General features: G+C 55.4%; 19 protein-coding genes. 8 read left to right on the forward strand and 11 right to left on the reverse strand.

Going from position 1 to position 22,885, the window contains the following annotated elements; genetic code table 11:
- Nucleotides 1-4 precede the first annotated feature (4 nt).
- Entirely contained in the window at nt 5-4,099 is a 4,095-nt protein-coding gene (locus tag GA0061100_RS31770) for a beta strand repeat-containing protein (protein ID WP_143525594.1), read from the reverse strand.
- A gap of 324 nt (nt 4,100-4,423) precedes the next feature.
- Here GA0061100_RS31770 and GA0061100_RS31780 point away from each other — a divergent pair, with 324 nt between their 5' ends.
- Nucleotides 4,424-4,774 carry a hypothetical protein gene (locus GA0061100_RS31780; protein WP_075856851.1) on the forward strand — a complete coding sequence of 117 codons (351 nt, stop codon included), beginning with the start codon at nt 4,424-4,426 and terminating at the stop codon, nt 4,772-4,774.
- A gap of 76 nt (nt 4,775-4,850) precedes the next feature.
- Nucleotides 4,851-5,231 carry a hypothetical protein gene (locus GA0061100_RS31785; protein WP_143525595.1) on the forward strand — a complete coding sequence of 127 codons (381 nt, stop codon included), beginning with the start codon at nt 4,851-4,853 and terminating at the stop codon, nt 5,229-5,231.
- Between the two features lie 101 nt (nt 5,232-5,332).
- Here GA0061100_RS31785 and GA0061100_RS31790 read toward each other — a convergent pair whose 3' ends face one another.
- Complete coding sequence (locus tag GA0061100_RS31790) at nt 5,333-6,142, reverse strand: helix-turn-helix transcriptional regulator (protein WP_075856853.1); 810 nt, start codon at nt 6,140-6,142, stop codon at nt 5,333-5,335.
- 179 nt (nt 6,143-6,321) lie between these two features.
- On the reverse strand, nt 6,322-7,164 hold the full coding sequence (locus GA0061100_RS31795) for a GlcNAc-transferase family protein (protein WP_208621606.1): 843 nt from the start codon (nt 7,162-7,164) through the stop codon (nt 6,322-6,324).
- 860 nt (nt 7,165-8,024) lie between these two features.
- Here GA0061100_RS31795 and GA0061100_RS31800 point away from each other — a divergent pair.
- Nucleotides 8,025-9,935 carry a ParB/RepB/Spo0J family partition protein gene (locus GA0061100_RS31800; RefSeq protein ID WP_075856855.1) on the forward strand — a complete coding sequence of 637 codons (1,911 nt, stop codon included), beginning with the start codon at nt 8,025-8,027 and terminating at the stop codon, nt 9,933-9,935.
- A 719-nt stretch (nt 9,936-10,654) separates the two neighbouring features.
- Here GA0061100_RS31800 and GA0061100_RS31805 read toward each other — a convergent pair.
- Both GA0061100_RS31805 and GA0061100_RS31810 read right to left on the reverse strand, forming a co-directional pair.
- Nucleotides 10,655-11,035 carry a hypothetical protein gene (locus tag GA0061100_RS31805; protein ID WP_075856856.1) on the reverse strand — a complete coding sequence of 127 codons (381 nt, stop codon included), beginning with the start codon at nt 11,033-11,035 and terminating at the stop codon, nt 10,655-10,657.
- Nucleotides 11,032-11,733, reverse strand: a complete 702-nt coding sequence (locus GA0061100_RS31810) for a ParA family protein (protein WP_075856857.1) — start codon at nt 11,731-11,733, stop codon at nt 11,032-11,034. Before GA0061100_RS31810 ends, GA0061100_RS31805 begins: the two co-directional genes overlap by 4 nt.
- A gap of 523 nt (nt 11,734-12,256) precedes the next feature.
- Between GA0061100_RS31810 and GA0061100_RS31820 the strand changes: the two genes are divergently transcribed.
- From GA0061100_RS31820 to GA0061100_RS31830, 3 genes are all read left to right on the forward strand, one after another.
- Nucleotides 12,257-12,691 (forward strand): hypothetical protein, encoded by a 435-nt coding sequence (locus GA0061100_RS31820; RefSeq protein ID WP_075856859.1) that lies wholly within the window; start codon nt 12,257-12,259, stop codon nt 12,689-12,691.
- 326 nt (nt 12,692-13,017) lie between these two features.
- The gene (locus tag GA0061100_RS31825; protein ID WP_083961498.1) at nt 13,018-15,963 is read left to right on the forward strand and encodes an LPD7 domain-containing protein; all 2,946 of its coding nucleotides are present in this window, start codon (nt 13,018-13,020) and stop codon (nt 15,961-15,963) included.
- 324 nt (nt 15,964-16,287) lie between these two features.
- The gene (locus GA0061100_RS31830) at nt 16,288-17,055 is read left to right on the forward strand and encodes a helix-turn-helix transcriptional regulator (RefSeq protein ID WP_075856861.1); all 768 of its coding nucleotides are present in this window, start codon (nt 16,288-16,290) and stop codon (nt 17,053-17,055) included.
- A gap of 341 nt (nt 17,056-17,396) precedes the next feature.
- Here GA0061100_RS31830 and GA0061100_RS31835 read toward each other — a convergent pair whose 3' ends face one another.
- The 3 genes from GA0061100_RS31835 to GA0061100_RS31845 are packed head-to-tail and all read right to left on the reverse strand — an operon-like array spanning nt 17,397 to nt 18,295.
- Entirely contained in the window at nt 17,397-17,690 is a 294-nt protein-coding gene (locus tag GA0061100_RS31835) for a type II toxin-antitoxin system RelE/ParE family toxin (protein ID WP_075856862.1), read from the reverse strand.
- Complete coding sequence (locus GA0061100_RS31840; RefSeq protein ID WP_075856863.1) at nt 17,687-17,980, reverse strand: antitoxin of toxin-antitoxin stability system; 294 nt, start codon at nt 17,978-17,980, stop codon at nt 17,687-17,689. Before GA0061100_RS31840 ends, GA0061100_RS31835 begins: the two co-directional genes overlap by 4 nt.
- Nucleotides 17,981-18,040: 60 nt before the next feature.
- Entirely contained in the window at nt 18,041-18,295 is a 255-nt protein-coding gene (locus tag GA0061100_RS31845) for a WGR domain-containing protein (protein WP_075856864.1), read from the reverse strand.
- A gap of 618 nt (nt 18,296-18,913) precedes the next feature.
- Here GA0061100_RS31845 and GA0061100_RS31850 point away from each other — a divergent pair.
- Nucleotides 18,914-19,843, forward strand: coding sequence for an AraC family transcriptional regulator (locus GA0061100_RS31850; RefSeq protein ID WP_075856865.1), 930 nt, complete (start codon nt 18,914-18,916; stop codon nt 19,841-19,843).
- Between the two features lie 266 nt (nt 19,844-20,109).
- Here GA0061100_RS31850 and GA0061100_RS31855 read toward each other — a convergent pair whose 3' ends face one another.
- Nucleotides 20,110-21,177 carry a serine hydrolase domain-containing protein gene (locus GA0061100_RS31855; RefSeq protein ID WP_075856866.1) on the reverse strand — a complete coding sequence of 356 codons (1,068 nt, stop codon included), beginning with the start codon at nt 21,175-21,177 and terminating at the stop codon, nt 20,110-20,112.
- A 682-nt stretch (nt 21,178-21,859) separates the two neighbouring features.
- On the opposite strand from GA0061100_RS31855, the gene GA0061100_RS34780 reads away from it, so the two are divergent.
- The gene (locus tag GA0061100_RS34780; protein ID WP_159444826.1) at nt 21,860-22,096 is read left to right on the forward strand and encodes a hypothetical protein; all 237 of its coding nucleotides are present in this window, start codon (nt 21,860-21,862) and stop codon (nt 22,094-22,096) included.
- A gap of 71 nt (nt 22,097-22,167) precedes the next feature.
- Here the strand turns inward: GA0061100_RS34780 and GA0061100_RS31865 are convergent, their stop codons facing one another.
- Nucleotides 22,168-22,467 (reverse strand): hypothetical protein, encoded by a 300-nt coding sequence (locus GA0061100_RS31865; protein ID WP_075856868.1) that lies wholly within the window; start codon nt 22,465-22,467, stop codon nt 22,168-22,170.
- 32 nt (nt 22,468-22,499) lie between these two features.
- A complete protein-coding gene (locus GA0061100_RS31870; protein WP_075856869.1) occupies nt 22,500-22,703 on the reverse strand; it encodes a cold-shock protein in 204 nt (67 codons plus the stop codon).
- Nucleotides 22,704-22,885: the final 182 nt, after the last annotated feature.

Consider the following 22,885-nt stretch of genomic DNA (forward strand, 5'->3'; position numbering starts at 1 on the left):
GGCCCTATGCGACAAAACGGACGTCGTCTTCATGCAGACTGGACAGCGCCACGTTCTTCAGCGTGATGGTATTCTCCGCATCATAAGTGATGACGGTGTCCTTTCCGATCTGGGCCGCAGCTGCAAGAACCGCTTCGAAATCTACAAACAGACTGTTATCGAATTCGAGAATGTCGCCCACGCCCGCACCGGCACTGAAGTCCGTTATCGTATCGCGGCCGAAATCCGGCTTGAATACGAAGACATCGTTTCCACCACCGCCGGTGATTGTGTCGCTGCCCAAGCCGGTCAGGATGAGATCGTTGCCGGAGGTGCCTGCAATCGTGTCATTTCCATTCGTGCCGCCGACATAGGAAACATTGGCGTTCATGGCAGCGCGGTTCCAGGTCGTGCCATCGGCAAAGACGATCTGCTCCACGCCGACAGCGTTACTTGTGACAAGCTCGCTCTTCAGCAGGATCGATCCGCCATCGCCGGCCCCGGCCGTGCTTTCAGCGATGACCAGCGTCACGTCGTTGCCGTTGCGCACCAGAGTCACATCCGACGGGTTGATGTTTGTCAGAACCAGCTTGTCGGCATTCCCCTGGTTCACGATCGACTCATCGATTGTGTCGTTGCCGTCGCCACGACTGTAGATATAAGTGTCGTTGCCAGCACCACCCTTCAGCAGGTCATCGCCGCGACCGCCAGTGATCGTATCGTCATAGTCGAAGCCGACAATCGTGTCATTGCCTGCCGTAGACGATTGAGCGAGGATCATATTGCGTAGCGTCGCCTGCGACCACACTGTGCCATCAGCGAACGTGATCTGTTCGACACCCTGATTGCCGCCGTTGTTCCAGAATTCGCTTTTCAGCAGGATCGATCCGCCATCGCCGGCCGTGCTCTCGGCGATGACCAGCGTCACGTCATAGCCGTTGCGGACCAGGGTCACATCCGACGGGCTGATGTTAGCCAGGATGAGCTTGTCGGCCGAGCCCTGATTGTAGCTCGACTCATCGATCGTATCGTTGCCGTCGCCGCGGGCATAGTAATAGGTATCGTTGCCGGCACCACCCTTCAGCAGGTCATCGCCGCGACCGCCAGTGATCGTATCGTCATAGTCGAAGCCGACAATCGTGTCGTTGCCTGCCGTAGACGATTGGGTGAGGATCATATTCCGTAGAGTCGCCTGCGACCACACTGTGCCATCAGCGAACGTGATCTGTTCGAGACCTTGATTGCCGCCGTTGTTCCAGAATTCGCTCTTCAGCAGGACCGATCCGGCATCGCCGGCGCCGGCCGTGCTCTCGGCGATGACCAGCGTCACGTCATAGCCGTTGCGGACCAGGGTCACATCCGACGGGCTGATGTTAGCCAGGATGAGCTTGTCGGCCGAGCCCTGATTGTAGCTCGACTCATCGATCGTATCGTTGCCGTCGCCGCGGGCATAGTAATAGGTATCGTTGCCGGCACCACCCTTCAGCAGGTCATCGCCGCGACCGCCAGTGATCGTATCGTCATAGTCGAAGCCGACAATCGTGTCGTTGCCTGCCGTAGACGATTGGGTGAGGATCATATTCCGTAGAGTCGCCTGCGACCACACTGTGCCATCAGCGAACGTGATCTGTTCGAGACCTTGATTGCCGCCGTTGTTCCAGAATTCGCTCTTCAGCAGGACCGATCCGGCATCGCCGGCGCCGGCCGTGCTCTCGGCGATGACCAGCGTCACGTCATAGCCGTTGCGGACCAGGGTCACATCCGACGGGCTGATGTTAGCCAGGATGAGCTTGTCGGCCGAGCCCTGATTGTAGCTCGACTCATCGATCGTGTCGTTGCCATCGCCGCGGGCATAGACGTAAGTATCGTTGTCGATCCCGCCGTTCAGGACATCGTCGCCTCGGCCGCCGGCGATCGTATCGGCGACGTTGAAGCCATTGATGGTGTCATTGCCGGCGGTCGCGGCCTGTGCCAATAGTGTCGTGCGCAAATAATTCCGATCCCAGACCGTGCCATCGGCGAAGACGATCTTCTCGATACCGCGTTCTAAGATATCGTCGAGTGTATCCTTGATGAGGATGGAACCCGCATCGCCGGCACCCGGCGCGCTCTCCGCAATCACGATCTTCAGATCGGTCCCGTTGCGCACCAGCTTGACATCGGCCGAGTTGATGTCGGTGAACACCAGCCGGTCGTTGGTGCCGCTCCAGTTGCCTTCGACAATGGTGTCGTTGCCATCGCCCCGGGCATAGACGTAGGTATCGTTGCCAGATCCGCCGTTCAGCACATCGTCGCCAAGCCCAGCAAGCATAACATCCATGCCAGAAGTCCCGACTATGCTATCGGCGCCCGCGTTGCCCCCTGTAAGCCTACCAACGTCAAGGTAAGCTCCAACAAACGTAAGCAGGCCGAAATTGCTCGGCTCAGCTTCAGTCACCTTAGAAAGCACGTATTCCTTGAAGGCTACATTATCGTTCGCGAAGTACTCGTACTTTAACCCCTGAAGGCCCGTGATCGCCTTTGCGTAATACTCAAATTTTGCTCTGTCGTCAGAAGGTGCCCACGCTATTACATAGGAGGCGATATTTTCTACGCTGTTCAGAAACTGATCGCCTTCCGCTCTGTACGCGAGCGAGGTAAGAAACAGGAACGGGTTATCATAGACGATCTCTATGTCCACGCCCAAATCAAGGGCTGCCATCGATGATTGCGACAGGAAACGGGTGAGCAGGACATCGACAACAGTGTCGAAGGATGCTTCGATCACGTCGGCGTAGCGGGAGCCAATGATGCGGTTGGAACCATCGGCAAGCTCAGATCCAAAATAGTTTTCCAGAAAGGCGACAATTTTACCATCGATATTGCCTCCCCTGTCGTCCGTGGGAACGTCTGTCACATTTGCCCAGGAGAACAACAAAGCCTCGAATCGTGGTCGGATTTGCTCCGCAGGCAATGTCATAATATCGATGACAAACGTCTCAACCAATTGGCGGAGATCGTCATCAAGCGTCATCGAGTAAAGAAGATCCGGAAGGAGGCCATAGCCCTTTAAGTTCGGTAGTATCTCGGCTTCTGCTGATACCTCAAAACCATCCGGCATATCCCATCGCGATATGGCCGGATTGGTATTGAACAATACCGCTTCGGCCTTTCCGATGCTGCCATCAGTGCGAGTGAAAGAACCCTCGAACGCGATGTGATTTCCTGCGGTGATCCGGTTGGTTGCCGTCGCACTCACATTGATCGATGCAATGTTATACTCGGCAAGCGAGAACAACTCGCCTGCATCGAAGACACCATTGCCATTGAGATCGCGCCACAATTTCAGATTGGCAAAACCCTCGTCACTAGCATCAACCTTCCCGTCGCCATTCGTATCGAAAGCGCGCAGAGCGGTAAATCCATCTTGCTCCGGGCTACCGAACAGCTCGGAGATCCCATCGACTACACCGTTCTTGTTGTCGTCATGGACAAGAAATGCATCGTTGGAATTCAACCAGCCTGTCTTTTCAGCAAATCCGTCCCGTTGGTAGTCGAAATGGGCACGAGAATCTGCAAGCGAAATGAGCTCCACGCCATTGCCGTCAAGATCCAATACAAGAGGATCTCGCGGTGGCGCCGGTGGCGCCGGTGGCCAAGGGGAAGGCTCATCGGTCGGAGGTTCAGTAGGCGGCTCGGTGGGCGCTTCTGTTGGAGGCTCGGTGGGTGCTTCTGTTGGAGGCTCGGGGGGAGGATACTCGCCACTCCTGATGCCGTCACCAAGTTCTCCATATACTCGCTCTTCAAAGCCGGAATCGGCCCTCATGCGCCAGGGCATTCCATCATTATTTATCGATCCATCCGGATTCTGTGTTGCTCCATGATCAACATCTTGAGCTTTGATGGCGCGATCATATTGGTCATTAATGTAACTGCGAACAGCACCTTCATTGAAAGATCCGTCGGGGAAATCTTTTTTCAGTTCGTCAACAATCCCATTCGCGATAATGGATTTTTCAGAGTCTCGAAGGGACTGACGATGATACCGCTCGGCTTCATCGGGAGCCAACTTTTCAGTAGCGTCGCCGAACGACTCCCACATTTTCCGAATCATATTTACAGGAAGCTTAATGTCGGCCATGAGATCCCTTGCTCAAAAAGTGTAAGAAATACAGTGGTGCACAAGATCTTTCATTGGGCGCCAAAGTTGTCAATCTATCAAAACTGACGTATGAGGTGTGTTGTTTAGTTCAGATTGCCATAAGGAATGGGAAGCCACTTGTGATTAGGTCCGGCAGTCACCCGCAAGATCCAGACTAATCAGTGGTTGTTAACGCTCTGAACTAAAACCGCTGTATTTCAGTAGCTATATGCTAAATGATCGCTTATGGACGCGCCTCTATATTGGTCACCAAGCTCCGTTGCGGGGAGGCGTTGGCATCAACAGAATTATCGAGGGTATTTAATGTTAAGAATCGGTCTTTTCTCAGTTGCCGTAATATTTTCATCGGCATACGTATTCGCCGGGAATAATGATAAGGCGAGATTAGAGAATACTTTTGAATGCGCCGCCCTATACGGGATTTGGATGAAAATGTACGAGGAGAAGAACGAGGCTGACCAAGTTTATATTTATAAAGGTAAATTCGACAGATTAGCAAAAGAAGCAGAAACTCTATTCAAGACGGAGGGGAAAGCGAAAGATAACTTTGATTTAAAATTGCAGCAGCATGTGGACGGTATAGCGCGAGTTGCCTTAAAAGATGGGAGAGCTCTCCCCAGTTTAAGGGCGTTTTGCGATAAGATGTTTCCTTAGTCGCCTCTATGCACCTACCCGCGGAATATGATTGAAGTGCTAGCCGCGTTAAGCTCAGGGACCGTTGGTGATGAAAATGCTTATTTTCACGACTATTGCGTTTTTCATCTCAGTAGGCATGTCCGCTAGCGGCAGCGAAAATAGGAATCCGTTTTCGGATCATGAGGCTAATCGGAAGAAGGAAAGGCAAGAGAGTATATTCAATTGCGCAGCGACGTATTTCATTTGGCTGAAAATCTCTGAGGAAAAGCAAGAAACCGATCAGGCGAGAACATACAGCGAAAAGTATAGAAGGCTATTGAAGGAAGCTGAAAAATCGTTCGAGGAAAGCGAAAAAACTGAGAGTGAGACGGTAGCACATCTACAACGATATGTAGATAAGTTACTTGATCGCGCAGGCAAGGACGGCCGGATCCTCCCGACCTATCGCATGTTCTGCGACAAGGAGTTTCTATAGGGCTAACTCTGAGCTTTAACAGCTTTCTATATGTGGTTTTGTGTCGGGGCATAGCTCGCCTCTATTCCGCCTGCAACACATCAAGCCGGCATGCTCTCCTTTCACAGATATAGCAAGCCTTCTTCAAATTCAGTCAGAAAGCCGGAGGCTCGAATTGCTAGGAAGCACCAAGCTGCAGTTAGCTGCGAGCGGATAAAGCCCAAGCTCACGCCCTTGGCAACAGCTTCGGCTTTTGATCGCGCGCCCAAGCGATTTTGTGCTCGTCGGAGATGCATCCTAACGGTGTGAACCGATATTCCAATGGCGTCGCCAATTCTCGCCGGTCTATGACCGTCGGCGAACATTTGCAAACAAAGGCCTTCTTGCTTGCTAAGAGCGATCTTGGAGTAGGGGGCAATCTGGCTTTTGACCTTTTGGTGTAAGTACATGCCCAGCAAAGCAAGTTCCGGCTTCAGCTCGCGCCGGAAGGCTCGCCAACCGGCTTCGTTATCGAGATACGAAGTAAAGCTTAAAGCCGCCACGTTTCCGTTCGCGTCATGTATCGGTATTGTCATTCCCCGTAGAACACAGTCAGGGCATTCAAATGCTGAAAGATATTTTCTGGTATCAGGCGATTGCAAGTCCATTGTATCCCAGTCGAACGGCAAACTGCTGGTTCGACCTGACTTTGCGACAGGGTCTGTCTCATGGATCCGGCGCTCCCAATACCGCTCGAACCATCCTGGAACGCCCGCTCCATAGATTGGCAGATCTTGGTGATCGACGCCGTCAATATCTAATGCCTGGTAATAGAGAGCCTCAACGTTATAGAGTTGCCGCAGATCTCGAAACGCGGCATTGGTCATCTCAGGGGAGCAGATGCCCTCAACAATTTCAAGCGCTATGCTGAAACGAGATGTCATACAGGGCATTGCAATCTTTCCTCGATCAAAGTCAAAACGGTATCAATCAGGATGAAATGAACGCTTGCTAAACTGGGTCGCAGCTCGAACTCTCAGCCCCGTCGATACAGGTTTACAGAGAGCTAGATCGCGTCACTTTCATTGGATATTTTAGGGAGATATCTCAAGCGAAGACCGCCAATGCGCTGTCATGGCCCCGCTACCATTTTGAACGGTCCGAGGTGGAGATATTGTTCGATCGTTCGCGCCGAACCGGTAGAGTAGGCGCCCGTTGTTCTGCCCTCGAGGAGCTCTTTGAGACGCATATTTGCTCTGATCCGCATTGTTTGCCATTTCTCGCTCCGCTTCGCGTCGAAATCTTCGTCCCAGTGGAGCGGCGCTTCTCCAATCGTGCGCTTCTTGTAAAGGTGATATAATGGCAATCTGTTCGGATGCCAGATGTCCCAGCCATGGGTGAATGCTCGGATCGAAATGTTTTGTTCTTCACCGTGGAAATACATGTATGGGTCGTAGGGGATTTCTTCTACAAAATGACCCCTCGTAAAAATAAATGCGGCAGACACCTGTAGGCCCGGAATATCAAACATCTCATTGGAATTTTCGCATGCGAACAATACAACCGGACTTGATAGGTTTATTATATTCGATTTTGGAATAAGCTTTAACGTGCATGCGGTAAATCGCTTCTTTTCTATATTTCCATCAGATCGGACATTGAAGGCAAAGGGACGCGTCGAAACGAGCGTCTTAGCATTGCCACTGCTGCGTGAAATGGTTTCAAGTGTATCAACGAGTGTGACATCCCAGTTCCTATCGAAGTAGGAATGAGAGTCGATTTGAAGAAAATAATCTTCCTTCAGGTAGAGCGTCATTGCAAGTGCTCGTGCCCAGCTTACTCCGCGCGAGTGATAGGGATTGACGTGCAAATAGGCCATTTTGGACGACGCAACTGATAGCTCAGACTCTGTTGAGACGAAACTTTGATCTACGATCCCGAAGCGAAGTCGATCGGGAAACCTCGCTTTTTCCATCGCGCTCTTCACTGTGAAAGCGAGCATTGGATCGCAAAATCCGACAATGCTAATAAATATAGATGCCTTATTCATTTGTACGGTATCGGTCCAAGGTCTGGATAAAGTTCTATAACTTATCTTCAAATCTAATAACTGAAATTCTAGGGACACGGCATGATTTTTTGCGCTTTCGTCGCATAATTTGTGGCTTAATACTTATTCGCGAGCACGGGCCGTCTAGACCAGTTTGGCACTCATGTTTGGCCGCAAATTCCGGCGAGTAGCTAAGTGATGGCTTTGACGCTGTTATAGGTTCATGGGAACTTATTGAACATGTCCTGGGGCCATCCGCGTAAGCGGTCGGGCTCTATGCCTGACGGCACGGAACCAGGCTATGGGCTCGTTTCCGCTGGCACCAGTAACGATCCCTTTGGCAGGGCTGCGATCGCAGCACCATGACGCCGGCACCGCCGGCGAAATCTCTTTCCTTGAGCGGGGAAAGAAGGCCCTGCCCTCTCTCCCCAGCAAGGGCAAAAGCCCGCCTCCCCATCCTTCGGCCTCAAGGCCTGCAGGACGAACGCGCCTTTGGCGCGCTCGCCACTCCAGCCGGCCGTGACACGACCGCCCTCCGGGTGGGCGATACCCCTCGGTTTTTACCCTTGCCCCCTTCTCACCCGCTGTTCCGCACGAGCTCGGGAAGCAGGAGCGGGTGCTCCTGCTTCTCAGGACCAAGACCGCTTCGCGGACAAGGAGAACGAACGTGACCACGAAAATGATCTTTGAAGCCATCAGCCTAATGGCCTTCGTCGCAGCCGTCTGCGTCTGGGCCTTCGCAATCGCCTGATCCATCCAGCCATCATCAATAGGAGAGAATTTCCATGACCGACATCATCACCATTGCACTGAACAAGCTCGACACCGACCCGATGAATGTTCGCAGGACCTACAGCGGGCAAGGAATTGCCGAACTCGCCGCAAACATTCGCAGCGATGGCTATCGGGTTCTGCAAAATCTTGTCGTTCGGAAAAGCGACAAGCGCGGACGCTATCTCGTGATCGCGGGCGAGCGTCGTCGTCTGGCGCTCGTAACCTTGGCCGAGGCTGGCGAGATCGCTAGGGATTTTCTGGTCGAATGCAAGGAGCGTGACGGCAGCACTGCGACCGAGATCAGCCTTGCTGAAAACATCATGCGCGAGGACATGCATCCACTCGACCAGTACGCGGCATTTTGCGTGCTGGCTGACAAGGGAATGCCCATTGCCGATATTGCCGCTCGCTTCGGCACGACCGAAACCATTGTACGTCGTCGTCTGGCCCTAGCTCGCGTTTCGCCGGTTCTCCAGAATCTCTATCGCGACGAGGAAATGAGCTTCGAGCAGCTGACCGCCTTCACCGTGACAGACGATCATGGCCGGCAGGAGGAAATCTGGAATAGCCTCTCATCTTGGAACCGCAGCGCTCATACCATTCGCCACGCGCTGCAGCAGGATGCCATGAAGGCGAGCGATAAACGCATCGTGTTCATCGGTGGACTGGAAGCGATTGAGGCGGCGGGTGGCGAAGTCCGGCGCGATCTATTCGACAACCATAACGGTGGCTTTACCACCGATATTGCATTGGTCGAGCGGCTTGTCGGCGAAAGGCTCGAAGCCGAGGCTGAAAAGCTTCGGGGTGATGGATGGGCTTGGGTGGAATGCGCAGCCGAATATCCGCAGGACGCCCACCGGATGCGCAGGATCTATCCTCAATCCGTGCCGCTAAGTGATGAGCAACAAGCCGAGCTCGACCAGTTGGACCGTGACTATACCGAGCTTGCCGAGCAGATCGAAACAGATAGCGCCGACGATGATGCCGAAAGCCGGTTCGAGATAGTCTCCGCTCGGATAGAGGCGTTACAGGCATCCGAGGAGCAGTTTGCTCCGGAGGACACCGCACGGGCGGGCGCCTATGTCTGCATCGACCATTACGGCAAACTGCGCATCGAGCGCGGCTTCCTCAAACCAGATGACACCCAAACTTCAAATGAGCATGAAGGTTGCGATGACGACGGTACCCAAAGCTTGGAACAGAAGGCACAGGCGGCCAAGGCCTTTGTGATCTCGGCTGCCCTTGCCCAAGAGCTGACCGCGCAGAAGACCGCCGCCATCCGCGCAGAACTCGCCCACAATCCGGACGTGGCATTGGCCGCTGTCGTCCATGCCCTTCTTCTCGGTACGCAGCACATATATGGGAGCGAAGAAACCTGCCTCGAGCTGCGGCTGACCAGTGAACGGCTGGAAAACTCGATAAAGGACCCCGCCGAATGCAAGGGGACGGTGGCACTGGACGAGCTGGCCGAAAACTACGGCCATCACCTTCCCGGCAACCCAGCCGATCTGTGGGAATGGTGCCTTGGCCAGTCGCGTGATGAGCTCATGAACCTCCTCGCCTTTGCTGCCGCAAAGTCCGTCAATGCGTTGCAGCTGCCACACTATGATCGGAAGAAGCAGCGCCAGCATGCGGATCGTCTGGCGACCGTGCTCAATATCGATATGGCGGCATGGTTCACGCCGACTTCGGAGAACTATTTCGGGCGGATCAGCAAGGCGGGCATCGAGGAAGCTTTGATCGAGGCAAAAGGGGTCGATTTTGCCAGCGGTGTTGCGGGAATGAAGAAGATCGAGGCCGCAGCCTATGCGGTGCGTCAGATCGAAGGCACCGGCTGGCTCCCTGCACTAGTTCGGATCGCAGACCTCGAACCCTTCGACGGCGATGACGAGGACGATAAGTTGGCGGAAGCCGCAGAGTAAAAGGAAAGAGCCGGTCGCGGCACCCTCCGCGACCGGCTCAACTGACAGACGAACGGCCTGCAAAGCGGAACTCTATCTGGTAGCATTGTTAGCATCGGCACTACCATAAGGCCAGCGCCAGGGTGCGGCCTTGGCGGGTCGACCGCCGCGGTCGCAGCAAGAGGACCCCGCAAGCCCGCGTCCTCTCACACTCTCCCCCCACCCGAAAAGTCATTGCATGGGCTGTGCCGTTTGCGAAAGCCTACAGCAAACGCCCTTCGGCGTATCTGATCGACGCCTCGCCTATCTCCGTTGATGAGTTGCATTTGCTTTTGCGACGCGAGATTGTCGGTATCGATCCAGCACGACAGTTCAGCGGTATCGCGCGGGGCCATATCGGGTATATCCCTTTCTCTGTATGCGGATATCCTCAAGATTGAGCCGGGATGACAGCAGGCGGCTTCACGCAGATGAAGATGTAGCACGCGGAGCCGAATCAACCTCTCTGTCTAAGAACCTCGTAATCTTGCGTGGACTAAAGGTTTTCCAGCCGCAGCGCCGCCGAGCGGCGCGTCCGCGGCCGTAGTGAGCCCTGACATGTGTCGGGGCGAACGAAGCTGGCGGAGCAAACCCGCGCCCGCCAGGTTGCGCCGAAGGGTTTTGCGAAGCCTTGTGGGAAACCTGCTCCGTGACGCATGTGCGCACGCGAGGATTGATCCCTCGACGCCCGCCCCTGCCAGCTAAGATTTCGGCCTCTGCTTAAGATAGCCGCGCAGCGCCTTGTCGACCACTTGCGACACCCTCAAACCATCCTCGGCCGCTGCCACCTTGATTGCCCGGATGACGTCGCGGCCAACATTCACCTGAAACCGTGTGGTTTCCACCGCACCGCCATCCTGAGTGTCAGGCAGATCGGCAGCTAGGCTGCTGCTCTTGCCAGGGGCCTCACCGTCGCTCGCCATCTCACCGGGATGCTCCGCTTCTGGTGCACTCGGCCCTTCGTCTTTGGGCGTTACGAACATCTCATCATAGCGCTTGAGCTGGTCCGTCGTATCGGCAAGAAGATCGGAGAGGTCTTTGGCACTGCGCTTGCGGCGGCCGAGTTCTCTGAAGTCTGTCATCGGCGAACCCTTTGGGACTCGACTGCCGGCAGTTCATCAGCCTTTATTGCCTCTGTGATGTCGTTCAGCAGTTGCACGATGTTTGCGCGTGCTTTCTTCACCTGATCGGCTTTTGACGGATCCTGGGACAGGATCTCCAACGTGCCGGAATTGAGGCAGAACTGCTCGTAGACTTTGCGTGCCCTTATGAACGTTGGTAGGGCCGGCAGTTTGTGGGCGCGGATCAATTCGATGGCGTCCTGGAATGCCTTTGTATTGAGATCGATGCCCTCGACGCGGTTGAGCACAAGCCGAAGTGGAGCTCGTTTAAGATTCCGCGCCCATTCGAACAGTTTGACGGTCTCGAACATTTCCATGACGTTCGCTTTGGCCGGCACGATGGTGAGGTCGCTTGCGACCACAGCGGCGGTGAGAAGCTCGTTCATCGACCCTTGTACATCGATCAGTGTGATGCCCTCCCCTGTTTGCGAGATGGCGTCGACGAGCTCCTGTTGGGTTGCGGCCCTGCTAGCGGTGATGCTCTTGGGAAGTGTTCCGGCCTGGCGGCAGCGGTTTACCCATTGGAAGCATGAGAGCTGCCTGTCTGCATCGATGATATGGATGTTGGAAGATGCCGACGCGAGTTCTGAAGCAACGAGCGCACATAGGGTGGACTTGCCAACGCCGCCCTTGGAGTTTGCGAATGTCAGGATGGTCATGCTGAGATGGGCTCCTATAACTGCATTGCATGCACCTCCCGTTAATTTTGCTATATATGTTATCAATTGACAAGTTCCCGCACTTCATGAGCTCTAGCGACTACCAGCAGCGTCGTCGCTCCGTGCAGTCTGCGCGCTCCTCGAAGTGCGTGAAGCATCCGGAGCGTTCGAAGTGCATGGAGTTCACGTGGTGGCCTGAGTGCGCAGACCAAGCGTCGTTCGCAGGGTTCAAATGGTGCGTGCAGCGCATGCACTTCGTGCAGTTTGCAAGCTTCGCTCAGTGCGCGTAGTGTATTGATTTAAAAGGGAAATATTGAAAAAAGTGAAGTTAAATGGATGGCAGGGATATACGATTTGTGATACAAATCTGCCACGCCACGATAGCGGCGTTCGTGTGGCGACAAAGCTTGCGCTTTGCGCTGGGTTGCTCCGGCAGTCTCTCGATCGAGACCGGAGCAATGAATGAGGCTGATCCGTCGCGCATGTGGTGATTGATGGGTGTTGGGCTTGGAGATTTGCCGTCATGACAAGGGTCGCAAAGGCACGGAGTTCACGGACTGGAACGTTGCATGTGCGGCTTACCGAGACGGAGCTTGCGGGATTTTCGGCCTTCTGTTCTGGCCGTGGCGTCACCTTGAGCGAGGGAGCGCGACGCATGGTGCGGGCTGCCTGCGGCTTCGGGCCGACCCATGACCATGAGACGCGTGATGCCATTCTCGAGCTCGCTTACCAGACGAGGGCGATCGGTGTGAACCTCAACCAGGCGGTCAAGGCGCTGCATCGTGGCAAGCTGCCGTCGGATGCTGCGTTGAAGCAGGGTCTTACGCGGATGGCGCAGGTGCTGTCGATCCAGGAGGAACTTTACAGGACGCTCTGCGGTCGCGCTCGGGAAGACATGGTGCGGGCGATCGAGGATGGTGCGGACGTGAGTGGCATCGCTAGTGGGGCGGATGCGTGATGGAAGCCAGCTTCCTTGACGAGCTCGGGCTCGACGATCTGCTGGAGCGATTGAAACGGCGCAGGCGATCCCTGCAGCAATCGGACGTGGATGCGCTTGCGAGCTATAGCGCTCCATCTGCCGCAACACGTCCTTTAGGCATGACACTCGGGCTCGAAAGGGAAGACGAAGAACGGCGTCGCAGGCGTCGTCGTGGGAGTCCGGGCACTTCTCTTGGTCTAGCGCACTCACCGCGATCAATACCGGCGTCTCCAGCACCAGCTCCTACACCACTTCGATCACCTGCCGACATGCGCGGGGGATTGGCGCGGGGATCGCAGGGCGCAATGGTCAAGCTCGTCAGCTATGCCAGCGGATCATCACGTACAGGCGCGCTTCTGTCCTATCAAAGCCGGCAGGGACAGGTGACGCTGGAGCGGGAGGATTATAGCGAGGTCAGGGGCGCCGACGCCGTTCACGCGCTGGCGAGTGAGTGGGCCGATGCGTCCAGGCACCGTGCGCCGTCGAAGGACGTTCTCATGTTCAGGCTGACGCCAGCATCTTTCGTCGAGACTGATACGGTGGATGCGGCGCTCGAAGAGGGGCTTTCCGGCCATCGTTATGCGTGGACGGTCGGCTGGGATGCGGCCGGGCGTCAGCGCATAGATATCGTGATGACGGCGGCGAGTAGCCGGCGTGAGGGCTCAGACACCGACAAGCGCGGCAGGTCGTATCGTGTCTTCGATAGCCCTGGCTCTTTGGCCGGACTGGAGCGGCGACTGGACGAGGCTTTTGGTCAAGCGGTATCGATGGAAGAGCGCGGTTTTGCCCATGGCGTCGAAGGGGCTGCGCGGTATCTGTCGCGGCTGACGTCCGGAGGGAGAGATGAAGCACATCTGTCCGATGGAAAAATGCTTCGCGGACACGAAGCCAATCTCGCCGCAGCGCGTTCGTGGAAGCGGGATATGCGCTCTCAGGAGCAGCGAGACGTTGCCCATATCGTACTCAGCGCCATGCCGGGTACGGACAAGGCGGCGTTCGTTTCGGCCGCTCGTGCGACGCTCGAGACAGAGTTTGCCGGTCACGCTTTTGCCTTTGCGTTGCACGAGGACAGCAAGCATGTCCATGTTCATGCGGTGGTCCGGCTGACATCGGATATGGGCAAGCGGTTACGGCCCGGCATTCAGGATTTTAAGCGTTGGCGCGAGACGCTTGCCTCTAAGGCGCGTGAACGCGGCATTGCGATGGAGGCAACCAGCCGCTTCGAGCGGGCCAATCCACCGGGCTACAAGCTGAAGGATGTTCGCCAGTTGGAAAAGGGCAACGCCTCGGAACGCGTGCGCCAGCGTGTCGAGGCCGTCAGGACGGGTGCCGTTCATGTTCCCGTGCGGGAAGAGGGTAAGCGCCGGGCAGTTGCTGCCGCTGAAGGATGGAGTGAGGTTGCGGCGATGTCAGCGCAAAGCGCAAGCTTTGTCGCGTCATCGCAAGCCGTTCGTGAGGTTCCCGTGGAACCAGGTGTGCTGCGGCTCTATCGGGCGGAACGGCCAGGAGTTCGGTCGTCGGCGCCGATATTTACGCGCGATCGCGCCGAGGCCCTTGAGTTGGTGCGGCGCCATGATGGGACGCTCGGCTATGTCGATGTCCGGCCAGCCGACATGCACCGGATTACGCCGGCGCGTGCACAATCCAGGTCCGCAACCGGTTCCGCTTCCGGCGATGGCGCAGCTATCCGTTTCGTGGTGCCACGTGAGCTCGCCGACACGGCGCGTCCTTTGCTGCAAGCCGAGACGGAAATGGCGAAGGTTCTCGAGTTCCGCCGGCGTAGTGAGGCGGCAGTACGTTTGATGAAACCGCAACGCTTGGCGCCGCTGGCCGAGAAGCAGTTAGCGGGATTGATCGATCATTTTACGAAGGGAGCGAATAACTTGGCAAATCTCAACGTGATGAAGACCTCGTTCGCCGACATGAACGAGCAGATGGAGATCATCAAGAAACATCTGCCATCGGATCGCCAGCCGCAGATCGAGGAGCTGCATGGCAAGCTTCGGGACTCTCAACAGCGCATGCTGGCCATCCAGGAAGACATCGAGAAGAAGCGCGGCGCGGTCGAGGGCGACCGCTTTGTCGCTCCAGTCAAATACGAGTTTCGCCAGTTTGTGGCTGAAGAACGCGGCGCGGTTATTCGTTATGTTACCCATAAGGAAGGCGGCAAAGGAGCCGTTGCCTTTACGGATCACGGCGACAAGGTCGAAATCAACACATGGAAAGATCGCGAGACCGTGCTTGCTGCCATGCAGGTCGCTTCGCAAAAATGGGGTAGCCTGACGATCAGTGGTACCGAAGGTTACAAGAGCCTCGCCATCGAGCTTGCTGCCGAGCATGGCTTCAAAATCACCAATCTCGAGCTCCAGGAAAAGCTGGTCGCCGCGAATGAGCGAGTAGCGCGGCTACGCGAGCTTAGCGCCGGTCTTGCCCCAGGTGCGCCCCATAAAGAGAACCCGGCTGGGGTACTCGGCACGTCACAGCGAGATGTTACCGCTCCGGCGTCGACCACAACCGAAGGACCCGCCACCACTCAATCCGGACCGGTGACCTCCACTCCGATCGTGGATGGTGACAAGATCAAGCCCGCCGACAGTGAACGCGCATCGACCCTTGCGGCGATGCGTGCGGCGGCGGAAAAATGGGGTTCCATCAACGTCAATGGTACTGCACGGGACAAGGCCATCGCCGTGGAGCTTGCCGCCGAGCACGGGTTCAAGATTACCAATCCCGAGCTTCAGGAGCAATTAAGTGCAGCGCGGGAAAGAGTGGAGGAGCGCCGGCGTAGGGAAGAGGCGCGCGAGCGCAAGGTTGCCGGCTTCACCGACGGTTCACAGTCACACGACAATCCCGATCGGCAGCAAGCTAGCCCCGCGGCGGGCAGCCCCTCCATGGCGCGCAGCGATGCCGAGATCGCAGTCAATCTTGAGGTGGTGCGCGAGCGGACCGAAGCCGAAGCGGAGCGCGAAATCCGCCAGGCCGACCGAAGCACGGCCACTCATGAGCGGCCATTCGACGGCGGCGGAGACGATCACGCCTATCGCACGCAATCCGAGGCAGCGTCCGCCGTCCGAGCAGAGCGGTCTATCGAACAGAACCCGTCAAAGCCGATCCCGGCCGACATCAACCAATCATCGGAGATCGAACGACAGCGCCAGGCCCAGCGGGAATTGCTGAGCGAAAAGCAGGTCAACCGGGAGACGGAAGTCAGGAAAGATAGAGAACGCCACAAGCCAAAGCACCGGCAGTGAAGACATCTTGTCTTCCCGTCTAAGTCTACTAAGGGCGGTCATATCGCCATCATAGCCCGTTCTGACCTGCGTCTGTAAGTCGAATTCAAAACAAAAATATGCCAGAAATATACGATGGAAATAAATTATATTAAAAATTGTATTAAAAGATAAGGTATGCTAATGAATAGACAGCCGAGCAAAATATAGTATCTAGAGAAATATATACTATAGCGAAAAATATCGGATTTCATTTCGATAAACGTAGATTTTCGCGATTAAATACTTTTAAATTAAAATATATACATGGCGTAAATTCAGGGTTGAATGTAGCGGGTAGAGACCATGATTGGACAGTCGATTACGAGTGAGAAATTTGCGTTGGAGTCGAGTGCAGGCCGCATTTCTATCGGGGCATCCGATGGTCAAAGGCCGTTTACCGCGGCGGGTATGCCCAAGTTTGATGAATTGGACGAATATGTTCTCCTCATCGATTCCCGTACGCTGGGTCGTGAGTGTCTGTCAAAGAACTTGATGGAGTGCGACAGTACACTGCACATCGTGACCGTCGGTTCATTGGATGAGTGGCGGGTGCTCGATATGCAAGCGTTGCCATCCGCAATTCTCCTCATGATCGGTGGACGCAAGGCTTCTGAGACCGATGTCAGTGCCACCATCCGTGCTTTGGTTGAGCAGTTTCAGACCAGTCCCGTGATTGTGGGTGCGGATAGTGATGAGCTGGTCCAAGTGCTGCACGCACTGGAATGCGGGGCACGGGGCTTTATTCCGACGAATGTCGGCATAAAGGTTGCTGCAGAAGCTGTGGCGCTTGCGCGCGCAGGCGGCATTTTCGTGCCCGCAAGCAGCTTGCTGGCTGCGAAAGAAGCACTCGCTCCCGTGGCCGGCCAGAGCAACGCTCTCGACAGTCTGTTTACACCGCGAGAAACCGTGGTTGCTGAAGCGGTACGGCGTGGCAAGGCCAACAAGATTATCGCCTACGAGATGGGTCTTTGTGAAAGCACTATAAAGGTGCACATTCGCAATATCATGTCGAAGCTGAACGCGACAAACCGAACCGAAGTTGCCTACAAGATCCGGGAACTTGTGCGATAGCCGTTGACGCTTTGTGATCTGCACCCATGCGGCTGCGGAGGCTGAGCCATGCCGGAGGCAGTTTAAAGCTGCCCGTCCCCGTTTCAGCCTGGATGCAGATGCTTATGTGCAACGCAGTGCGAACATAGCTGCATTGCACAATAAATGATTTTCAATCGCCCAGGAATCGGGCATTATGCTTACAGTTGATGCACATGGCGGTCTTTTTCCTCCCAGTGCCGCCGCATTGACTGTTCCCCTCTGGAGGTTTTGAAAACCTTCATATCTCAGGGCCGCGGATTTATCCGGCGGCCCATTTTTTTGCTTTAGGCTCGGCTGCGCATTTCTGTTGAGCAAAGCGGCTAGTCGTCCCGTGTCGGTGGCCATTGACGGGCGGTATGGACGAGCGCCATTACCCATACCGTGTTTGCTGTCTCGTCCACTTCGTAGACAAGCCGGTAGCTTTCATGCGGGATGAATTCACGTGTGCCGGGGATTTTGCCTATGCGCCCGAGCATCGGGAAATCGCCGAGCTTGGCCGCCGCCTCACTGAACAACTCATCCATCTTGAGCGCTGCACGCGGATTCTCGGCTGCGATGTAATCGACAATGTCGGCCCGATCCTGTTGCGCCGCCGCAATCCAACGGATTTTCACAGATCCGCCTCATCGATCCGGCGGCGCAGCTCCGCGCGGCGTGCCGTCGCTTCGGCTTCCACTTCCTCATTAGAGACATGCATACCGTCGTCACGCTGTCCACGTGCGATCTCTACCTTGCGACGCAAGTAGTCATCGTACTGCCGTGCTTCTTGGCGACGGCTGATATATTCGCGCATCAGCTCGCGCAGGACCTGGGCCGCCGGCCGGTCATCCGCGGCGGCCTCGGCCATGAACCTATCCCGCAGCTCCGGTTCCAGTTTCATGGTGAAAACGGCTTTCGTCGACATGGCAAGCTCCAGTTTTGCTATATCTGGTATATACCAGAGCATTACCTTTGTCGCCCATTTTTATCGCAGGCGAGCCGACGGCCGGTACCCTTTCGCCCGCTTCTGGCGGAGTAGTTCCAGAAACAGCGCGACCGCCTCTTTCTCTTTCTCGAAATGATGGCTCATCTGCTGGCCGGCCGTGCCGATGCGTCCCCAGCGACGGATAAGGCAAGCATCCCCGAACAACGTCGGTTCGATGGACATTGCATAGTATCTCGCCATGTTCTTTGGCGGATCCCTTCGTTCGACATAGAGCTGATAAGGCTGTGCGATCATAAGCGAAGGATCGCCGATCGGGATTCACTCGTCCAACGACAGATTTGAATCGGATTGCTTGCATCGATTCATTTTCGTGATGGGTCGAATCTGCTGCCCTGGGCCATTGGCAATAACCTTTGGTCAATCCTGTTGAGCAAGGCTTCCGGTGTCCCCTGAGCCCGATCATCAACCAGGCGACAATATGTGAGTCCGTCGCCACGATCGATGACCGCAGATTGGGACCGAAGCGTCCGATAACGCTTTGATTGGGATGTAGCGCCGTCGGCCACTGCATGAACCGGACTGGGAGTGGTATCCAACCTAGCGATAATTTTGCCAAGGATTGAAGGTTTAGCTTAGGCTTCCCAAAGGGATCGGCATCGAGGCACTTCGCAGGTCGCGCCCCTAGCTTGAGATGCAATCATTCTTCGTGCTACCCACCATCGCTGAGGAAATTGGGAGCCGTCACCGGTCTAGCTCCCTGATTGACGACCGAAAACGTTAGCCTATCTTCGCCCCAAAATTTGGAACGGCTCACCCGCACGGGCAAGTAGCATATGATCCCATCGGTTCAATAAGCAGGAAGATACATTGACTGATTTTGAACATCGCTTTCAGGGCTCAACTTTTGAGAATATGCTTGAAGCGCTTGCCGATGGCTTCGGTCCGTTGGAAGCCTGGCGCACGGGGCGGGATAGGCCACTTAACTGGAAAGTCGGCTTTTGGGGCAATGCAAAGCTGTCGGTCGTCAGCAATCAGGACGCCGGCGGTTGGGGCGCGCGAACAGGAAGCGGAAATCCGGAGACTTTAGCGATCATTGTTCCGCGTGCGGGCGCTCTCGAGGTGTCGCGCGGGCGTGCCCAAATCGAAGGGACACCTGGCCAATTGCTGTTGTTGAATGGCCGCGAAGCGGATCGTGTTCTGGTGCAGGACGCACCCCATCGTTCTGATACTCTGAGTTTGAGTTGGCAAACATTCACGCAAGTTGCGGCCGCCATTCTGGAAAAGCCATTGATCGGCTCAATTGACCTCGCACCCGTCGTGAACGTTTCTACGGCGGCAGGTCAGTCAATAGCCAACTTGGCCCAAACGATCATTATGGGCATGCGCGACGATGGACCTCTACTTTCCTCACCAATCGCTATGTCGAACCTCGGTCAAGCTCTTGCCGATCTTATCGTGCGTTCGATCCCCCATCGGCACTCGCTTCTTCTCCACAAGAAAGTCCACGTGATCTCGCCGCGGCATGTGCGTCGCGCTGTCGAATTCATGCATACGAACATGGCGGAACCACTAACCATGCTAACCGTAGCAGAGGAGGCAGGCGTCTCGCTGCGGTCTCTCGAGATGGGTTTCAAGAACTTCAAGGGGACCACACCGGCGGCCTATCTGCGGGCAATCCGCTTGCAGGCGGTGCATCAGGATCTGCTCGATCCAAGCGATGAAAGCTCGACACGGGATATCTGCATAAGATGGGGCTTCCTCCATCCTGGCCGTTTCGCAGCCGTCTACCGGACGGTGTATGGCGAGAACCCTTCGGACACGAGAAAGCGCTCACGCCGCTGAGAAACGGATGGGAAGATCCCTGAGATCTTGCGCTGCTGGGAGAACTTTCGCCAGGAAGCCCATCTGGACGAGCGTGTTTCCAGGCAGACGTCGCTGCAACGCTCAAGGTCGTGGCGGAGGTGCTGAGCGGGCGAAAGTCGAAACAGAGCCGTGCCGCGCGTTCGATCGTTGTGGCAGGCTCTGTATAACGTTGATCGCCGTGTTACGGTCATGGAGATCGGCCTTGCCTATGCGAGCTCGGCGCAGGTGATCGGCGAGGCGCGGTTTTAATTGATCAAACTTATGTCCAATGCCGGATGCTCACCGTGGATTTCGGTTTTGACGAGCGTCTTGGCAGCTCGCATGCCCTTTTCCGAGGATGTCAGAACGATAATAGCGTCACGTGATTGCAGGTCGGCCAGAACCAGAGACCGGAAACCCGGATTGCTTCCCCAATGGAAGAGTGAAACCGGCTTGTTGCGGGTTTCAACCCCCCAACCCAATCCCCAGGCGAGACTTGTGGACTGCCAAAAACTTTCCCATGACGTTGGCAGTGTGACCAGGTTGGCTACCGTTGAGGACAGCATCGTCTCGTCATTCAGCAGGCTTTCGAGAAAGCGGGCGTAGTCGTTGGCGGTGATATAAAGCGAGCTTGATGCGATTTCAAAAGGAAACCGGAGTTGCCGCGGGGAACCGACAACAAGGCGGGGCCGGATCGCGTCGGTGATCTTGAAAGCACTGTTGGTCATCTGGATCGGGCCGAACAGATCTTGCTCGGCCAACTCCTGCAATGGATGACCGGAAATGGTTTCGAGAATATGCTGAAGAAGTACATATCCTTCACCGGAATATTGCCAACGCGAGCCGGGAGTGAATTCGGGAACAAGCGGTGCTGAAGGAGACCAGTTGGGAAATCCGGCCGTATGCGAAAGCAGCATTCTCGGTGTTATCAGGCGCAGAACTTGAACGGGAACGACATCCACAATTGGAGCAGCTTTAAGAGCAAAAATATTCTGGTGGTGTGGGTATCCGTTCGGCAACAACTGATCGAGCGGTGTATCAAGTGTCAACTCCCGCCTCTCGACCATTCGCAAGGTCATGAATGCGACCAGCGGCTTTCCGAGGGATGCGGCTTGATAGACAGCATCACCCGGGGGTGATGTCCCAGTGCTTGAGGCTGAAAATGTTTCCGCTACTCGCCCGTCCTTCAGCGTTGTGACCGCAATGGAGCAATTCTCGCTTTCGGTAGCTAATTGTGTCGTCAGTTCAGCAAGGGTTTCTGAAGCAGAGCTATGGCCTGCGTATAGATTGGCAACAAGGGCGCCAAAAATGAATGATCGTCTGTCAACGGGCATTTGCTCTCCCAATTCAAGCACCTGTCACTTGAGAGACGACTATCTCTCGCTCTTTGCTGCGAAGGTGCCGCGAAAATCCCGACTAAAATTGGGCTTTATCAGCAGATTTTTGTAACGATTTTCGTTTCACTCGATTTATGCGGCAAGCCAATCAAAATTAATTCGCCAGTTCAGCTCGAGATCGAAGCGTCCGTCAGGATTGATTGTCGTGGCAATAGATCAAAGGCGTGAGGTTGCGAGAGCCGTCCTGCGTCATTCGCTCTGCTCATTTTGGCCCATCAACGGCCTGAAACATTTGGGTGTCCACGTAGCTCGGTGATGGCTAAAGCAGGTGCAATGCCAACGGGGAGGTCTCCCGTTCACGGTGCGTGGTTCGATGAACAGGAAACGGATGCCGAAGCGTCCGACGACGCTTAGATTGGGGGCGTAGCGCCGTCGGACACTGCACTAGCCAGATCCGGGTGGCGTCCAATCTGGCAAAAGCACTCTGCCATCTACCGAAGGTTTAGTTAAGCTGCCCGAATGGATGGGGATCGGGTTGTTTCACAGCCACAGCTAATTGCTTGACATGCCTTGCCTCATCGGGGCAAGCTGATGATTGGACCGCTCCGAAGTACCGTCCGTCATATTAAAAATGCACAACCATTGAATACATTAGAATATGCGATGTATCTGCGAGGATATGACGCAACTTTGGTGGCAAATGGCGCGATACAATTTCAAGGTACGGGATGAATTCAAACGCATTTTGGCAAAAAGCCATATTGAAGAAGACGATCAATTGACGGCCTGCCGAGCCGTCGCCATGGCGCTCGCCACCTTTGCCTTCAACGCGAAAGCGCCTCCGAGCACATCTGTTGAACTGGAAGATTCGTCGGGCAACCGTGTCGCTGTCATCACCCTGCTTGTCGAAACGTGAGGCCGGTTTCGCAGTCGGAACAGTCATAGCGGAATCTGCCGAAAGGCTGAGGTCGAATGGAAGGCCGAGGGTTACCCGCTCGGCCCCGCCGCCATGATGCGCTCGATGACCTCTGGTTCGCATTGCGCGTCGACCAGGAATTGGCGAATACCACCGACCTGCGAGCGAACGTCGGCAAGGAAATCCTGGAGGTTTTCGATTCCGCGATCGGTGAAGGCTATGATGCTCCCGTCCGCCCTATCGCTGACATGGATCATTTCGCCTTCATCAATATTCTCCGAGTTGCGGGCGACTTCCGCCAGCAACTCGATATTCTCATTGATGAGTTCCGCTATATAGTCCATCGCGTAAAAGAGGGTTGGGCGAGCCATGCTGAAGCTTCTCGTGCGCCTCAGGCGCAGAGTTAGAGGACATTGACGTTTTCCGCCTTCGATTCTCCGGTCCTGCGGTCCTGGCCGAGATCATAAGCAACTTTGGTGCCCTTATCGAGGGAGCCGTTGCTCTGCAGCGCAGAAATGTGAAGGAACACGTCTACCCCGCCATCATCGGGAGCGATAAATCCGAACCCTTTTTCGTTGTTGAAGAACTTGACGGTACCGACAGGCATGATGCTTCCTTTTTGACAACCTTGGTGAGCAGCGACTATGACGTCACGCGAGAATTTATATTTCCTGCTATGCAGGATTGCAAATGCTTATTGGCGCAACGCTGAAGCGGCACACACAGCAATAACACCGGATGTCCAAAACTTTGCCTCTGTCAAACACGAATGATCTTGAGGCGATGTAT

This window comes from Martinezella hainanensis (genome assembly GCF_900094555.1).
Classification (GTDB): Bacteria; Pseudomonadota; Alphaproteobacteria; order Rhizobiales; family Rhizobiaceae; genus Rhizobium; species Rhizobium hainanense.

What these genes read in the sequence shown, in the direction of transcription:
- GA0061100_RS31855 (WP_075856866.1), bottom strand. Translation starts at nt 21,177, where the DNA reads ATGCCCGTTGACAGACGATCATTCATTTTTGGCGCCCTTGTTGCCAAT.
- GA0061100_RS31810 (WP_075856857.1), bottom strand. Translation starts at nt 11,733, where the DNA reads ATGACCATCCTGACATTCGCAAACTCCAAGGGCGGCGTTGGCAAGTCC.
- GA0061100_RS34780 (WP_159444826.1), top strand. Translation starts at nt 21,860, where the DNA reads ATGACGCAACTTTGGTGGCAAATGGCGCGATACAATTTCAAGGTACGG.
- GA0061100_RS31800 (WP_075856855.1), top strand. Translation starts at nt 8,025, where the DNA reads ATGACCGACATCATCACCATTGCACTGAACAAGCTCGACACCGACCCG.
- GA0061100_RS31870 (WP_075856869.1), bottom strand. Translation starts at nt 22,703, where the DNA reads ATGCCTGTCGGTACCGTCAAGTTCTTCAACAACGAAAAAGGGTTCGGA.
- GA0061100_RS31770 (WP_143525594.1), bottom strand. Translation starts at nt 4,099, where the DNA reads ATGGCCGACATTAAGCTTCCTGTAAATATGATTCGGAAAATGTGGGAG.
- GA0061100_RS31820 (WP_075856859.1), top strand. Translation starts at nt 12,257, where the DNA reads ATGACAAGGGTCGCAAAGGCACGGAGTTCACGGACTGGAACGTTGCAT.
- GA0061100_RS31845 (WP_075856864.1), bottom strand. Translation starts at nt 18,295, where the DNA reads ATGATCGCACAGCCTTATCAGCTCTATGTCGAACGAAGGGATCCGCCA.
- GA0061100_RS31830 (WP_075856861.1), top strand. Translation starts at nt 16,288, where the DNA reads ATGATTGGACAGTCGATTACGAGTGAGAAATTTGCGTTGGAGTCGAGT.
- GA0061100_RS31850 (WP_075856865.1), top strand. Translation starts at nt 18,914, where the DNA reads ATGCTTGAAGCGCTTGCCGATGGCTTCGGTCCGTTGGAAGCCTGGCGC.
- GA0061100_RS31805 (WP_075856856.1), bottom strand. Translation starts at nt 11,035, where the DNA reads ATGACAGACTTCAGAGAACTCGGCCGCCGCAAGCGCAGTGCCAAAGAC.
- GA0061100_RS31795 (WP_208621606.1), bottom strand. Translation starts at nt 7,164, where the DNA reads ATGGAAAAAGCGAGGTTTCCCGATCGACTTCGCTTCGGGATCGTAGAT.
- GA0061100_RS31825 (WP_083961498.1), top strand. Translation starts at nt 13,018, where the DNA reads ATGGTCAAGCTCGTCAGCTATGCCAGCGGATCATCACGTACAGGCGCG.
- GA0061100_RS31790 (WP_075856853.1), bottom strand. Translation starts at nt 6,142, where the DNA reads ATGCCCTGTATGACATCTCGTTTCAGCATAGCGCTTGAAATTGTTGAG.
- GA0061100_RS31785 (WP_143525595.1), top strand. Translation starts at nt 4,851, where the DNA reads ATGCTTATTTTCACGACTATTGCGTTTTTCATCTCAGTAGGCATGTCC.
- GA0061100_RS31840 (WP_075856863.1), bottom strand. Translation starts at nt 17,980, where the DNA reads ATGTCGACGAAAGCCGTTTTCACCATGAAACTGGAACCGGAGCTGCGG.
- GA0061100_RS31780 (WP_075856851.1), top strand. Translation starts at nt 4,424, where the DNA reads ATGTTAAGAATCGGTCTTTTCTCAGTTGCCGTAATATTTTCATCGGCA.
- GA0061100_RS31865 (WP_075856868.1), bottom strand. Translation starts at nt 22,467, where the DNA reads ATGGCTCGCCCAACCCTCTTTTACGCGATGGACTATATAGCGGAACTC.